15 protein-coding genes and 1 pseudogene are annotated in these 13,119 nt (G+C 71.3%); 12 read left to right on the top strand and 4 right to left on the bottom strand.

What is annotated here, in order from left to right:
• Positions 1-8: 8 nt before the first annotated feature.
• Together AB4Z01_RS25025 and AB4Z01_RS25020 are read right to left on the bottom strand one after the other, a co-directional pair.
• Positions 9-1,127 (bottom strand): HNH endonuclease, encoded by a 1,119-nt coding sequence (locus AB4Z01_RS25025; RefSeq protein WP_441698570.1) that lies wholly within the window; start codon positions 1,125-1,127, stop codon positions 9-11.
• A gap of 151 nt (positions 1,128-1,278) precedes the next feature.
• Positions 1,279-3,315 carry a glycoside hydrolase family 3 protein gene (locus tag AB4Z01_RS25020; RefSeq protein ID WP_441698569.1) on the bottom strand — a complete coding sequence of 679 codons (2,037 nt, stop codon included), beginning with the start codon at positions 3,313-3,315 and terminating at the stop codon, positions 1,279-1,281.
• Positions 3,316-3,444: 129 nt separating this feature from the next.
• Here AB4Z01_RS25020 and AB4Z01_RS25015 point away from each other — a divergent pair, with 129 nt between their 5' ends.
• The 7 genes from AB4Z01_RS25015 to AB4Z01_RS24985 all read left to right on the top strand — a co-directional run bounded on the left by AB4Z01_RS25015 (position 3,445) and on the right by AB4Z01_RS24985 (position 9,134).
• The gene (locus AB4Z01_RS25015) at positions 3,445-4,134 is read left to right on the top strand and encodes a TetR/AcrR family transcriptional regulator (protein ID WP_441698568.1); all 690 of its coding nucleotides are present in this window, start codon (positions 3,445-3,447) and stop codon (positions 4,132-4,134) included.
• Between the two features lie 223 nt (positions 4,135-4,357).
• Positions 4,358-5,107: a GntR family transcriptional regulator gene (locus tag AB4Z01_RS25010; RefSeq protein ID WP_441698567.1), complete on the top strand. Its 750-nt coding sequence runs from the start codon at positions 4,358-4,360 to the stop codon at positions 5,105-5,107.
• 1 nt (position 5,108) lies between these two features.
• Positions 5,109-6,332 (top strand): NAD(P)/FAD-dependent oxidoreductase, encoded by a 1,224-nt coding sequence (locus AB4Z01_RS25005; RefSeq protein ID WP_441698566.1) that lies wholly within the window; start codon positions 5,109-5,111, stop codon positions 6,330-6,332.
• Positions 6,333-6,339: 7 nt separating this feature from the next.
• A complete protein-coding gene (locus tag AB4Z01_RS25000) occupies positions 6,340-7,344 on the top strand; it encodes a 4-hydroxyproline epimerase (RefSeq protein ID WP_441698565.1) in 1,005 nt (334 codons plus the stop codon).
• Between the two features lie 200 nt (positions 7,345-7,544).
• On the top strand, positions 7,545-7,913 hold the full coding sequence (locus AB4Z01_RS24995; protein ID WP_441698564.1) for a DUF423 domain-containing protein: 369 nt from the start codon (positions 7,545-7,547) through the stop codon (positions 7,911-7,913).
• A gap of 47 nt (positions 7,914-7,960) precedes the next feature.
• Positions 7,961-8,191, top strand: coding sequence for a sulfurtransferase TusA family protein (locus tag AB4Z01_RS24990; protein WP_429226874.1), 231 nt, complete (start codon positions 7,961-7,963; stop codon positions 8,189-8,191).
• Between the two features lie 13 nt (positions 8,192-8,204).
• Positions 8,205-9,134: a histone deacetylase family protein gene (locus AB4Z01_RS24985; RefSeq protein ID WP_441698563.1), complete on the top strand. Its 930-nt coding sequence runs from the start codon at positions 8,205-8,207 to the stop codon at positions 9,132-9,134.
• Positions 9,135-9,142: 8 nt separating this feature from the next.
• Here the strand turns inward: AB4Z01_RS24985 and AB4Z01_RS24980 are convergent, their stop codons facing one another.
• A complete protein-coding gene (locus AB4Z01_RS24980; protein ID WP_441698562.1) occupies positions 9,143-9,781 on the bottom strand; it encodes a TetR/AcrR family transcriptional regulator in 639 nt (212 codons plus the stop codon).
• A 75-nt stretch (positions 9,782-9,856) separates the two neighbouring features.
• On the opposite strand from AB4Z01_RS24980, the gene AB4Z01_RS24975 reads away from it, so the two are divergent.
• Positions 9,857-10,303, top strand: a complete 447-nt coding sequence (locus tag AB4Z01_RS24975; RefSeq protein ID WP_441698561.1) for an ABA4-like family protein — start codon at positions 9,857-9,859, stop codon at positions 10,301-10,303.
• Entirely contained in the window at positions 10,300-11,148 is an 849-nt protein-coding gene (locus AB4Z01_RS24970; RefSeq protein WP_441698560.1) for a hypothetical protein, read from the top strand. Before AB4Z01_RS24975 ends, AB4Z01_RS24970 begins: the two co-directional genes overlap by 4 nt.
• Positions 11,149-11,154: 6 nt before the next feature.
• Here AB4Z01_RS24970 and AB4Z01_RS24965 read toward each other — a convergent pair whose 3' ends face one another.
• Positions 11,155-11,751 (bottom strand): helix-turn-helix domain-containing protein, encoded by a 597-nt coding sequence (locus AB4Z01_RS24965; protein ID WP_441698559.1) that lies wholly within the window; start codon positions 11,749-11,751, stop codon positions 11,155-11,157.
• Between the two features lie 125 nt (positions 11,752-11,876).
• Between AB4Z01_RS24965 and AB4Z01_RS24960 the strand changes: the two genes are divergently transcribed.
• From AB4Z01_RS24960 to AB4Z01_RS24950, 3 genes and pseudogenes are all read left to right on the top strand, one after another.
• On the top strand, positions 11,877-12,005 hold the full coding sequence (locus tag AB4Z01_RS24960; RefSeq protein ID WP_441698600.1) for a hypothetical protein: 129 nt from the start codon (positions 11,877-11,879) through the stop codon (positions 12,003-12,005).
• Positions 11,971-12,789: a zinc-binding dehydrogenase gene (locus AB4Z01_RS24955; protein ID WP_441698597.1), complete on the top strand. Its 819-nt coding sequence runs from the start codon at positions 11,971-11,973 to the stop codon at positions 12,787-12,789. Before AB4Z01_RS24960 ends, AB4Z01_RS24955 begins: the two co-directional genes overlap by 35 nt.
• A 169-nt stretch (positions 12,790-12,958) precedes the next feature.
• Positions 12,959-13,119 (top strand): annotated as a pseudogene (locus tag AB4Z01_RS24950) (IS66-like element ISBrsp5 family transposase); the annotation flags it as partial.

Genomic DNA, 13,119 nt, shown 5'->3' with positions numbered 1-13,119 from the left:
CGGGACGATCAGGCGCGCAGGGCCTCGTTCAACACCCGCAGCGCCGCCCGCAGCCCATCGGGCGCGTCCAGGATATCACGTACGGTGATGCGCTCTCCTCGCCGACCGACCCGCCACATCTTCGGAGTCTCATAGACGATGGCTCCCGGGATCGCGGCGGCGAGGGTCTCGGCGAAGTCTCGGAAGCGGTCCTTGGCGTCGCCGATGGACCATGGGATCTGGATGCCACCATCCGCTTCGATACCCAGCACTCTGAGCGTCCGACCACCTACGCTCATCTTCACCAGCAGCACATCCTTGAGCGCCCGGGAGATCTGCAGATCACTGAAGCTATCCAGCAGCGCCAGCAGACGCTCTGAGGACACGCCGGAGGTTCGCTCCAGGCTTGCCAGCCAGTTGGCCTGCTCCTCCTCGGCCCTCGCCGGGTCCGATTTGGCTCTTGCACGAGGGGGCCGGAGAGCCGGAGCAGCGATGGACGGCACCGTGAGACGCCTTGGCACAGCGAGCCGCTTCAGCCCGTCCCAATCGTCGACCACCGGCCGGCGGCTCCTGGGGTCGATCAGGCCGACCTCCTCGAGTAGCCAGTCATTCCTCCCGAAATTGCAGGCCTGGCAGGTCGTCACCAGGTTCTCGGGGTCGTTGCCGCCACCCTTGGAATGAGGCACGAGGTGATCGATCGTCGCGGCCAGGGCGAAGAACGCCGCATGCCGCTCACGGTTGCCGTTTCCCCAGCGAACAGCGCCAGGAAGCCTCGCCTCCATCGCATGACGCGCTGTCGACAGGACGACTCTGCTGCCACAGAACCGGCAGCGATACCCGTCGCGCGCGCAGATCCTGTCCAGGACCGATCGGCCCGGCATGCGCAGCGCCGCCCGCTCTGCCCGGGCAACCGCGTCGACAACGTCTGCTGCGGGCCGGTATCGGTGGATGTCCTCGTCGATCTTTCCCATCGCCTTGGACGCCCAGGCATGGACCGCGGGTATGTCCGCCCGCTCGATGCAGTCGCGGGCCAGATCGTCGTTCCCCGCCAGCAGAGCGTCAGCGGCCCGGCTCAGCAGGTCGACGGCTTCGTCCAGCTCTGGAATCGGGGCCAGAAGGTAGGGGCGAAGCCCCGCGGTCTCGCTCATGGCATGCGTCCTCCCCGGCACCGTCTCGCCCGACCTTCCTGGCCGGGCGCCAGTGTCCGCGGACCCAGTATGGGCGGTCGCCGCCGTTCCGGCCAGCCGTCCGCAAGACGTCAGAAGGGAGCCCCCGGCGCGGCCGGGAGCTCCCGGATCGTCAGTAGCTCAGCCCGGCGCCGAAGCGATACAGCGGCGCCCGGCTGTCATAGGGCGCGTCCGAGGCCTGGGCCAGGACGGCGGCCATCGACGACGGCAACTCGAAGGGCAGCCGGCCGCGCGGCCGGGCCTTGCCCTGCAGCACGTCGAGCAGGGCGTCGTCGGTGATGCCGAAATTGCCGATCAGCGCCGTCGCCTTGTCACGCACATTCGCCAGGATCGCCGGCCGGTCGAGATAGACCGTGACGATGGTCGGCACCGCCGCCGCGGCCTGCTTGATCGCCTCGTAATCGGCGTCGCCGTCGCGGAAGTCCAGCCGCCCCTCATGCTGCCGGCTGCCGAAGGTGTAGTTCGGGTGCAGCGTCTCGAACGGCGCCGCCGCCCGCACCAGGGCGAAGTCGGCCTGGCGCGGGTCGGCGACCACGGTGAAGCCATGTGCCCGCACCGTCGCCGCATCCACGCCGTGCAGCCAGACCCGCCGCAGCGACGGGCTCAGCGGCAGGATCGGGCGCCGGTTCGGCCCCGGCCGCCAAGCGCTGCCATCCGCCGCCGCCACCAGCGGCCCGCGGGCAGCGGGACGGTTCTCCAGCAGCACCAGCGAGGCCTGCTGCGCCGCGCGCCCCTCGGCCGTGAAGCGGGCATTGCCGGCGATGCGCCCGGCCGCCGCCGCGTCGACATAGGGATTCTCGAACAGGCCGAGCTGGAACTTCTGCAGCAGGATGCGGGTCACCGACTGGTCGAGGCGCCGCTCGCTCAGTTGCCCGGCGCGCACCGCTTGCACGATCGGCGCCGGGTCGTCGCCGCTGCCGCCGAACTGGTCGATGCCGGCGTCGATCGCCTTGACGAAACGCTGCTGGACGGTGGCCTGCTCCATTCCCCAGGGGGTGCCGAAGCCGGCGAAGCCCGGCGCCTGCCCGTCCGGCCAGCCGTCGCGGCAGTTGGCGTCGCAATTCGAGGTAATCGCCCAGTCGCTGAGGATCACGCCGTCGAAGCCGAAGCGGCCGCGCAGCAGGTCGGTCAGCAGTTGCTTGCTGAAGCCGGCGCCGACCCGCTCCAGCTGCCGGCCGAACAGGGTCAGGCCCTGCGGCGGCACCGAATAGGTCGGCATCACCCCGGCGACATCGGCGGCGAAGGCACCGCGGAAGGCCCGGACATGATCCTGGAAGCGGCCGGCCGGGAAGGTCAGGTCCTGGCCGTAATGGTTGTGGCCGTCGAAGCCGTCGACCGCGGCGCCATAGCCGACCCAGTGCTTGACCACGGTGACGACGCTGCCGCGGTTCAGGCCGCGCCCGCCGTTCTGGAAGCCGGCGACATAGGCCTCGACCAGGCGGCTCGTCAGGTCCGGATCCTCGCCGAAGGTGCCGTTGATGCGCGGCCAGCGCGGCTCGGTCGACAGGTCGGCCTGCGGCGACAGGGTCATGCGCAGGCCGATCGCCTCGTATTCCTGCCGGGCGATGTCGCCGAAGCGGCGCACCAGCCGTGGGTCGCCGATCGCGGCCAGCCCGGTCGTCTCCGGCCATTGCGAGAACGCGGTGTTCTCGACGCTGGCGCCGGGGACATATTGGAAATGGTTGCGCGGATCGGAGCTGAGCAGCACCGGAATGCCCAGCCGGGTCTGCTCGGCCACTTCCTGTGCCTGGTTGGCGGCCTGGGCCTGGGCCTGCGCCGTGCCGGCCAGGCGGCTGATCATGGCGCCGGCATGTCGGCCGGCGATCAGCGCCGACAGCGACTCCGCAGTCCAGCCGTCGCCGGTCGCCGTCGAGGTCGGCGTGGCGTGCAGCATGGCGCCGGCCTTTTCCTCCAGCGTCATGCGCCGGACCAGGTCCTGCGCCCGCAGCGCGGCCGGGAGGCGGCGGTCTTCATACGGGTCCAGCCGGCCGTTGCGGTTCAGGTCCCGGTACTGGACTCCCCGCTCCGACAGGATCGGCGCCGACCGCGACTCCAGGGCCGGCGCTGTGTCGGCGATCGCCGGGCCGCTCGCCAGCCATCCGCCGAGGCCGATCGCGGCGACGGCAGGCCAAGTCCGTGACAAGGGCATCTTCTCTCCCCTCTGGGTTGGTGATTCTGGAACCCGTTTCGCTAAACCTACCAATCACTCGGTAAGTTTACCAAGCCGGATCATGCGTGCGGTGCTCCGCAAGGCCGTGCGGCCGTGCTAGAGAGCGGGATGCGTTCGAAGACCGATCCGACCGCGCCCCCCGAAGGCCTGAAGACCCGGCGGTCGCCCAAGGGGCAGCGCCGGCGCCAGCTTATCCTGGACGCCGCCATGGAGATGTTCGCCCAGGGCGGCTATGCCGGGACCTCGATCGCCTCGATCGCCGAAAGGGCGGGCCTGACCCTGCCGGGGCTGCTGCACCATTTCCCGAGCAAGATGTCGCTTCTGCTGGCGGCGATGGAGGAGCGCGACCACGAGACCGGCCGGCTGCTCGCCGCCGAGACGGAGGACCGCGACCCGCGGACCGGCCGGCGGCTCTCCCCGGACGGGCTGACCTGGCGGCAGGTGCTCGATGACGCCCGCCGGGTGATGCGGCACAACGCCGGCAAGCGCAACCTGGTCCAGGTCTTCGCCATCCTCAATGGCGAGAGCCTGATCGACGGCCATCCGGCACAGCCCTTCTTCCGCCGGCGCTCGGCCTATCTGCTGTCCTTCATGCGGGCCGCATTCCAGGCCGGCATCGACGCGGGGGAGCTGCGCCCGGACCTCGACTCGCAGCAGCTCGCCTATGAACTGATCGCGATGATGGACGGGCTGCAGATCCAATGGCTGCGCGACCCGGACACCGTCGACCTGGCCGCGGGTTTCGACGCCTATGTCCGGCGCCTGGAGGAGAGCATCCAGGCTCAGCCCGACGGTTGACCAGACGCTGTATTCCATGGGATATATCGCGTCGGGTACTCGGGCACTCCCCGACAGCCTCCCAGGTTGCGTGCCGGTCCCGTCCCAAGCCCGGCCCGCGGCCCAGCCTTTCGGGGCGGCGGTTCTTCCGCCGCCCYTTTTCTTGAGCCCCAAGGTTTGTCGACAAATTGCATTCCGCCAGCCTATCATCTCGCCGGAACGGGAATGCAGGAAGGACACGCCTTTGGCGCGAGCGGCGAAACCACAGGAGGCCGGGGAGACCAAGGCGCGCGGCGGCGGTGTCGCCAAGGTCTATGAGGCGCTGAAGCACGACATCCTCGACCTGGTGCTGGCCCCCGGCTCGGCCCTGGACGAGACCCGCATCGCCGAGCGCTTCGGCCTGTCGCGCACCCCGATCCGCGAGGCGCTGGTGCGGCTGGCCGCCGACGGGCTGGTCGAGACCCTGCCGAACCGCAACACCATCGTCGCGCCGATCGACTTCTCCACCCTGCCCGCCCATTTCGACGCGCTGACCCTGATGCACCGGGTCACCACCCGGCTGGCCGCCCTGCGCCGCACCGCCAAGGATCTGGACGAGATCCGCCTGCACCAGGCCGCCTTCGGCCGGGCGGTGGCGGCGGCCGACGCCATCGGCATGGCCGACGCCAACCGCGACTTCCACCTGACGATCGCCCGCGCCGGCCGCAACCGCTACTACACCGAGCTGTTCGGCCGGCTGCTGGATGAGGGGCGGCGGCTGAACCGGATCTACTACGCCAGCTTCGACGACCGCCTGCCGGCCGAGTTCGTGGCCGAGCACGAGGCGATCATCCAGGCCATCACCGAGCGCGACGCCGACCGCGCCGACAGTCTGGCCCGCGCCCATGCCGGCCAGGTGGTGCGCCAGATCCAGGGTTTTCTGGCCAGCGGCGTGGCCGGCGACGTCGCGCTCGGCCCCGCGGCCGAGCCGGCCCAGCCTTCGCTGCCGGCCTGAGATGGCCGGCATCGCCATCATCGGCGGCGGCGTGATCGGCTGCGCGACGGCGGCCTGGCTGGCGGCCGACGGGCACGAGGTCACGGTCTATGAGCGCCGGCCGGAGGACCGCCACGCCTCGTCGGGCAATGCCGGGCTGCTGGCCTTCCCCGAGATCACGCCCCTGGCCCGGCCCGGCGTGCTGAAATCGGTGCCGCGCTGGCTGATGGATCCGCTGGGCCCCCTGGCCCTGCGCTGGCGCGACCTGCCGGCGCTGACCCCCTGGCTGCTGCGCTTCCTGGCCGCGGCAAGGGCGGAGCAGGTGGAGCGGTCGACCGCGGCTTTGGGCGGGCTGACGCGCGGGGCGCTGGACGACCACCACGAGTTGGCCCGCCGCGCCGGCCTGTCGGGCCATCTGCGCCAGACCGGGGCGATCGACATCTATGACACCGAGGCCAGCTTCCGCGCCGCCCTGCCGGAATGGGAGCTGCGCCGCCGCCTCGGCGGTTACGACTTCGAGCCGCTGACGCCGGACCAGGCCCGCGCTTTGGTGCCGGACCTGGCCGGCGGCTTCGCCCGCGCCGTGCTGTGCCGGGCCTATTGGATGGTCGACAGCCCGCTCGGCGTGCTGCAGGGCCTGCGCCGCAGCCTGGGCGACCGGCTGGTCACGGGCACCGTCGCCGCGGTCGAGCCGGGCGCCGACCGCGTCTCGGTCCGCCTGGCCGACGGCACCGCCCGCGCCTTCGACACGGTGGTGGTCGCCGCCGGCGTCTGGTCGCGCGAGATCGTCCGCGGCCTTGGCCTGAAGGTGCCGCTGGAGACCGAGCGCGGCTACAACACCACCATTCCGGAGGCGCCGCTGCGGCTGCCGATGCCGGTGGTGTTCGCCGATCACGGCTTCGTCGCCTCGCCGCTGGCCGACGGGCTGCGGATCGGCGGGGCTGTGGAGCTGGCCGCCGTGGACGCGCCGGCCAACCTGGCCCGCGCCCGGGCGCTGCGGCGGAAGGCCAGGCGCTACCTGCCGGCGATCCCGGAGACCGGCGGCACCGAATGGATGGGCCGCCGCCCCTCCACCCCCGACAGCCTGCCGGTGATCGGGCCGCATCCGCATGACCCACGCATCGTCTTCGCCTTCGGCCATGGCCATCTCGGCCTGACCCTGTCGGCCACCACCGCCCGCCTCGCCGCCGGCCTCCTGTCCGGTACCCCGGCCCCCGCCGCTTTCGGCATCGAACGGTTCCAGTGAGAGTGCCATGACCAAGAGCAGCTTCTTCTGCATCGACGCCCACACCTGCGGCAACCCGGTCCGCGTCGTCGCCGGCGGCGCCCCGCCCCTGAAGGGCGCGACGATGAGCGAGAAGCGCCAAGCCTTCGTCGCCGACTACGACTGGATCCGCACCGGGCTGATGTTCGAGCCGCGCGGCCATGACGTGATGTCGGGGTCGATCCTCTACGCCCCGACCCGCGACGATGCCGACGCCGCCATCCTGTTCATCGAGACCTCGGGCTGCCTGCCGATGTGCGGCCACGGCACCATCGGCACGGTGACGGTGATGGTCGAGGAAGGGCTGGTGCGGCCGAAGGTGCCGGGCAAGCTGCGGCTGGAGGTGCCGGCCGGCATCGTCGACGCCGAATACGAGCAGGACGCCGCCGGCCACGTCACCTCGGTGCGCATCCGCAACGTCCCGTCTTTCCTGTATCAGGAAAAGCTGGAGTTCGAGCTGCCGGGCTTCGGCCCGCTGGTGGCGGACATCGCCTATGGCGGCAACTTCTACGCCATCATCGAGCCGCAGCCGGGCTATGCCGATCTGGAGGCGCTGTCGGCCGGGGAGATCCAGCGCCTGTCGCCGATCGTCCGCCAGGTCGTGAACGAGCGCGCCGACATGGTGCATCCGGAGGACCCGACCATCCGCGGCCTGCGCCATGTGCAGTGGACCGGCCGGCCGAAGCACCCGGAGGCGCATGCCCGCAACGCGGTGTTCTACGGCGAGAAGGCGATCGACCGGTCGCCCTGCGGCACCGGCACCTCGGCCCGCATGGCCCAGTTGGCGGCGCGCGGCGAGCTGAAGACCGGCGACGCCTTCGTGCATGAGAGCATCATCGGCAGCCTGTTCCACGGCCGGGTCGAGGGCACGGCTAAGGTGGGCCCCTTCGACGCGATCATCCCCTCGATCGCCGGCCAGGCCTGGCTGACCGGCTACAACACCATCTTCCTCGACGACCGCGACCCCTTCGTCCGCGGCTTCACGGTCATGTGACGGCGGCGCCGGTCTCGCTATTGTGTCTTCCAGGCGATTCGCGGGTTTTTCGGAGCGCTCACTTCACGCCGTCATTGCGAGGAGGCGAAGCCGACGAAGCAATCCAGGGGCCGTTGCGTGGGGCCCCTGGATTGCTTCGCTGCGCTCGCAATGACGATGTTGGGTTTCGGAAAAGCCTTCCGCGTGTGGAGAGAACGGGAATGGTCGACCGGGTGCTTCTGATCGGGGCAGGGCTGCACGGCATGGTGGCAGTGGCGATGGGCGCCTTCGCCGCGCATGGCATGGCCGCGGCGGCGCCGGAGCGGCTGGGCTGGGTGCACACCGGGGCGCAGTACCAGCTGGTCCATGCCGTCGCCCTGCTGGCCCTGGCGCTGCTGGGCGCGCCGGGAATGCTGCGCTGGGCCGGCTGGGCCTTCCTGGTCGGCGCCGTGATCTTCTCCGGCACGCTGTACCTGATGGCCTTCGGCGCGCCGCGCTGGTTCGGCGCCATCACCCCGATCGGCGGCGTGCTGCTGATCCTCGGCTGGGCCCTGGCCGTGCTGGCCGCCTTCCGCCTGGCGGAAAGCTGAGGTACGAGGCGTTGGCCCCGGCCGCCGCCCGCGCTAGGGTCTGACTCATGGCAGATCTCGACCTCGATGCGCGCGACCTGATCTGCCCGATGCCGGTCCTGAAGGCGCGCAAGGCGCTGCAGGGTCTGGCGCCGGGCCAGGTGCTGGACGTGCTGGCCACCGACGCCGCGGCGCGCAAGGACTTTCCGGCCTTCTGCGACGCCACCGGCCATGTCCTGGTCGCGGTCGCCGACGAGCCGGACGGCGTCACCCGCTACAGCATCCGCAAGGCCGGATAAGGCAGGACAGGGCATGGACACGCTGCTCTTCACCCACCCGGCCTGCCTCGGCCACGACACCGGCCCTGGGCATCCCGAGCGGCCCGACCGGCTGCGCGCTGTGCTGACCGCGCTGGAGAGCGAGAGCTTCGCTTTGCTGCAGCGGCGCGAGGCGCCGGAAGCGACCATCGAGCAGATCGCCCGCGCCCATCCCGACGCCTTCGTCCGCCGCCTGCTGGCCGCGGTGCCGGAGAGCGGGCTGCAGCCGATCGACGCCGATACCGTGCTGTCGCCGGGGTCGGGCGCCGCCGCCCTGCGGGCCGCCGGGGCCGGCTGCGCCGCGGTCGACGCAGTGCTGGCGGGCGAGGCGCGCAATGCCTTCTGCGCCGTACGGCCGCCGGGCCACCATGCCGAGGCGACGCGAGCCATGGGCTTCTGCCTGTTCAACAGCGTCGCCATCGCCGCCATGCACGCCCGGATGGCGCATGGGCTGGGCCGGATCGCGGTGGTCGATTTCGACGTCCATCATGGCAACGGCACCCAGGACATCTTCTGGTCCGAGCCCGACCTGTTCTACGTCTCGACCCACCAGTCGCCGCTGTATCCCGGCACCGGCTCCGAGGACGAGACGGGGGTGGCCGGCAACATCCTCAACGCGCCGTTGCCGCCGATGTCGGGCGGGGTCGAGTTCCGCCGCGCGATGGAGCGCATCGTGCTGCCGGCGGTCGACAGCTTCGCGCCGGACCTGGTGCTGATCTCCGCCGGTTTCGACGCCCATGCCCGCGACCCGCTGGCCAATCTCGAGCTGCACGAAGGCGATTTCGCCTGGGCGACACTGGAGCTGATGCGCCTGGCCGACCGGCATTGCGGCGGTCGCGTCGTCTCCACCCTCGAAGGCGGCTACGACCTGCGCGCCCTGGCCCTGTCCACCGCCGCCCATGTGCACACGCTGATGACCGGCTGAGCCGGGCCTTATCCCGGCTGCCTCGGCCACAGCCCGGCCAGCATCTCCGGCAGGATCGCCTCGTCCAAGGCGCCGACTCCGTGCGCCTCCCCGACCCCATCGAACTTGCCGTCCAGCGCCAGATGGGCAAAGCCGTGCACCACGGACCAGGCGGCCAGCACGGTGGTAAGGGCGGCGCGGTCGAGCGGCCCGCCGGCGGCGATGCCGCGATAGGCGCGGACCGCATCCTCCAGTTCGGCGAAGGCGAGCTGCCCGGCCGCGCGCAGCCGCCCGTCCTCCCAGTTCAGCCGGTCCTTGCGGAACATCAGCAGGAACCGCGCCGGATGCGCCCGGGCGAAGCGGACATAGCCCATCCCCTGTCCGCGCAGCCGGGCGGCGGCGTCCTCGCCGCCTTCCGCCGCGCCGTCGCGCAGGAAGCGGGTCAGCGTCTCGAATCCCAGCAGCGCCACTTCGGTCAGCAACCCCGCGGCACTGCCGAAATGATGCGCCGGGGCGGCCGCCGACACCCCGGCGCGGCGCGCCGCCTCGCGCAGGGTGAAGCCCTCGACCCCGCGCTCGGTCAGGATCGCCTCGGTCGCCGCGATCAGCGCCCGCTGCAGATCGCCATGGTGGTACCGCTCCCGCGGCTCGGTGGTCTCATCTGCCATCGGCTCTCTAACTTTACAGTGTTTAGATTCGGTGATAGCGTCTCATCTTAACACTGTTCAGACAGAGAGGAAGCCATGCTCGACCTGTTGTTCCGCGGCGGCAACATGCTCGCGATCCTCGGCTGGCTGGCGCTGGCCGCGGCGCCCCTGCTGCCGCGTCACAAGGCCCGGCTGCGGACCGCCGCCGGGCTGGCGGTGCCGCTGCTGTTCGCCGCCGCCTATCTCGGCCTGGTCGGAGTCTCCTGGGGGGCGGCCCAGGGCGGCTACGGCTCGATCGCCGCGGTGCGGGCGCTGTTCGATTCGCCCGGCATGCTGGTCGCCGGCTGGCTGCACTACCTGGCCTTCGACCTGTTCGTCGGCGGCTGGATCGCCCGCGAAGGCGAGCGGGCCGGGCTGCCGCATCTGCTGCTGCTCCCCTGCTTCGTGCTGACCTTCCTGTTCGGCCCGATCGGCCTGCTGGCCTTCGCGCTGCTGCGGGCCGGCTTCGGCCGCCGCGCGCCGGGCCTCGTCGCGGAGGCATGACCATGTCCTCGCTGGCCTTCGATCCGCTGCCGCGCCGCCCGATGCGCGGGCCGTCGACCCTGCTCCGGGCGGTCCGGCGCCGCGACCCAATCCTGGCCGGCTTCGGCCTGGCCCTGCTGGCGCTCGCCGTCGTCCTGGGCGTCGCCGGGGCGTTCGATGCCCGCCAATTGCACGGCGAGGATGTCTGGGCCAAGCCGGTCAAGTTCCTGCTCTCGGTCGGGCTGTTCGCCCTGACCAGCGCCTGGTTCATCGGCGACCTTCCCGAGGCACGGCGAGGCGCGGCCCCGATCCGCGCCGCGCGCTGGACCCTTATCGGCGCCGGCACGTTCGAGCTGGTCTACATCACCTGGCAGGCCGCGCTCGGCCAGCCTTCGCATTTCAACGAGTCGACGCCGTTCCACACGGTCATGTTCGCGCTGATGGGAATCGGCGCCGTGGCCCTGACCGCGACCACCCTGCCGCTGGCGCGCGAGATCGCCCGGCACGGCACCGGGCTGTCCCCGGCGCTGCGCCTGGCGATCGTGCTGGGGCTGGTGCTGACCTTCGTCCTCGGCGTCGGCGCCGGCGTGGCCATCGCCGCCCATGGCGGCCATGCCGTGGGCGGCATCCCCGACCACCCCGGGCTGCTGCTGCTCGGCTGGTCGACGACCGGCGGCGACCTGCGGGTGCCGCATTTCCTCGGCGTCCACGCCCAGCAGCTGCTGCCATTGGCCGGCGCCGGCCTGGCCGCCGCCTGGCCCCGGCGCGCGCGGCCAGCGGTCTGGCTGGTGTCAGCCCTCTATGTCCTGGTCACCCTCGCCGCTTTCGCCCAGGCGATGGCGGGCAAGCCGCTGATCGCGCTGTGACCAAGTCTACCGCGCGGGCGCTGTGACCCACAGCGCCCGCGCCTCTTCCTCGCCCGAGGCGATCGCGGCGTGCCCGATCCGGGCGTCGAAATACGCGGCGTCGCCGGGACCGAGTTCGACCGGGTCGTACTGCTCACTGAGCAGCGTCACCCGGCCGGCCAGCACATAGAGGAAATCGTCGCTGTCGTGCCGCTCCCAATCCTCGAAATCGTCGAGGGACCGGGCGCGGAGGGTAACCTCGGATGCCAGGAAGGGCGCGTTGCGCAGCTCGCCGCTGAAGGGCCGCAGGCGGTAGTTCGGCATCTCGGTGGCCGCACCATCGCCGGCCCGCACCACGATCCAGCGGCCGCGCAGGGGCGAATCGGCCGGGCCGAACAGCGCGGCCAGCTCGATCTCGAAGCCCCGCGCCAGCTTCTGCATCGCCTGGAAGGTCGGCGACATCTCTCCGCGCTCGATCTTCGACAGCGCCGACCGCGACAGGCCGGTACGGCCGGCCGCCTCCTCCAGCGTCCAGCCCCGCTCCGAACGCAACCGGCGGGCGGTCTCCGCCAGGTCGATCGGTGGGGCGCTATCGTCCATCAGGGGCATGATCGATCTCGCCATTACACCGATCCGCTTGTCGGTCGGTGGTGTTAGCTGGTCAAGCGCATTTCCACTATGATGGAATTTTCCACTATAGTAGACAGAATCGAGGCCGGCGCGACCGGCGGCTGTGGAGAGACGAGATCATGGAAGCGCTGGTGTTCGACCGGTTCGGCGGCCCCGAGGTGCTGGAATACCGGACACTGCCGGACCCGGCGGTGCCGCCGCGGCAACTACCGGCTGGCTGGCGCGGCACCGCACATCGCCGGCTATGAGGGCGCGGGCGAGGTCGTGGCACTGGGCGACGGGGTCGACGGCATCCGCCGCGGCGACCGCATCGGCTTCGCCGACGTGCCCTTCGCCAACGCCACCCGCGTCACCGTCCCGGTGGACCGCGCCATCCCGCTGCCGGACGACATCGGCTATCGCGAGGCGGCGGCGATCCTGCTGCAGGGGCTGACGGCGCAGTATCTGGTGGCGGACAGCGCCCCAGTCCGCGCCGGGTCGCGGGTGCTGGTGCATGCCGCGGCGGGCGGGGTCGGACAGCTGCTGGTGCAGATGGCGACGCGGCGCGGCGCCACCGTCATCGCCCTGGCCTCGACGCCCGCGAAGGTGGCGATCGCCGTCGCCCGGGGCGCGGCCCACAGCCTGACCTATGACGGCGACTGGGTCGCGGCGGTGCGGCGGCTGAGCGATGGCGGGGTCGACATCGCCTATGATTCGGTCGGCACGACGCTGGCGGACAGCCTGGCCGCCACCAGGCCGCGGGGCACGGTGGTGGCCTACGGCACCGCGGGCGGCGACCCGCCGGCGATCGACCCTCGGCAGTTGATGGAGCAGTCGAAGGCGGTGGTCGGGGGCGACCTGTGGGACCATCTCGACAGCCGCGACAGCCGGCTGGCCCGCGCCGCCGCGCTGTTCGCCGCGCTGCGGGCCGGGGAGTTCGCCCTGCCGGAGATCGAGGTCTTCGCGCTGTCGCGCGGCGCCGATGCACATCGCCGGCTGGAGAGCCGCAGCGTCACCGGCAAGATCGTGCTGGTGCCGGACGGGGTGGGCTGAGCCGCCGGCTCACAGAGCCCCATCCCCTCACCGTCATTGCGAGGAGGCGAAGCCGACGAAGCAATCCAGGGGCCGGTACGGGCGGCCCCTGGATTGCTTCGCTACGCGTAACTGCCCAGGAGGACCTTAACCTCTTGACCGATCTGGGAGGTTTGTGAGTCAAGGAAGGATGACGCCGCCACCCCCATCGTTGTCCGAGGAAGGTCTTCTGGCCCTAATTGGCGAGTTGCAGGCGCGCAACCGGATGCTGGAGCAGCAGAACGCAGTGCTGACGGCGCGGGTTGCCGAGTTGGAACGTCGGCTTGGGCTGGATAGCAGCAATAGCAGCAA

The organism is Inquilinus sp. YAF38, from assembly GCF_052113205.1.
Taxonomy (GTDB): Bacteria; Pseudomonadota; Alphaproteobacteria; order DSM-16000; family Inquilinaceae; genus Inquilinus.
This window is presented reverse-complemented; position numbering and strand designations above follow the sequence as displayed.

Excerpts from the sequence above, each read along its gene's own strand:
- AB4Z01_RS25025 (WP_441698570.1), bottom strand. The coding sequence starts at position 1,127 with ATGAGCGAGACCGCGGGGCTTCGCCCCTACCTTCTGGCCCCGATTCCA.
- AB4Z01_RS25020 (WP_441698569.1), bottom strand. The coding sequence starts at position 3,315 with ATGCCCTTGTCACGGACTTGGCCTGCCGTCGCCGCGATCGGCCTCGGC.
- AB4Z01_RS25015 (WP_441698568.1), top strand. The coding sequence starts at position 3,445 with ATGCGTTCGAAGACCGATCCGACCGCGCCCCCCGAAGGCCTGAAGACC.
- AB4Z01_RS25005 (WP_441698566.1), top strand. The coding sequence starts at position 5,109 with ATGGCCGGCATCGCCATCATCGGCGGCGGCGTGATCGGCTGCGCGACG.
- AB4Z01_RS25000 (WP_441698565.1), top strand. The coding sequence starts at position 6,340 with ATGACCAAGAGCAGCTTCTTCTGCATCGACGCCCACACCTGCGGCAAC.
- AB4Z01_RS24995 (WP_441698564.1), top strand. The coding sequence starts at position 7,545 with ATGGTCGACCGGGTGCTTCTGATCGGGGCAGGGCTGCACGGCATGGTG.
- AB4Z01_RS24990 (WP_429226874.1), top strand. The coding sequence starts at position 7,961 with ATGGCAGATCTCGACCTCGATGCGCGCGACCTGATCTGCCCGATGCCG.
- AB4Z01_RS24985 (WP_441698563.1), top strand. The coding sequence starts at position 8,205 with ATGGACACGCTGCTCTTCACCCACCCGGCCTGCCTCGGCCACGACACC.
- AB4Z01_RS24980 (WP_441698562.1), bottom strand. The coding sequence starts at position 9,781 with ATGGCAGATGAGACCACCGAGCCGCGGGAGCGGTACCACCATGGCGAT.
- AB4Z01_RS24975 (WP_441698561.1), top strand. The coding sequence starts at position 9,857 with ATGCTCGACCTGTTGTTCCGCGGCGGCAACATGCTCGCGATCCTCGGC.
- AB4Z01_RS24970 (WP_441698560.1), top strand. The coding sequence starts at position 10,300 with ATGACCATGTCCTCGCTGGCCTTCGATCCGCTGCCGCGCCGCCCGATG.
- AB4Z01_RS24965 (WP_441698559.1), bottom strand. The coding sequence starts at position 11,751 with ATGGCGAGATCGATCATGCCCCTGATGGACGATAGCGCCCCACCGATC.
- AB4Z01_RS24960 (WP_441698600.1), top strand. The coding sequence starts at position 11,877 with ATGGAAGCGCTGGTGTTCGACCGGTTCGGCGGCCCCGAGGTGCTGGAA.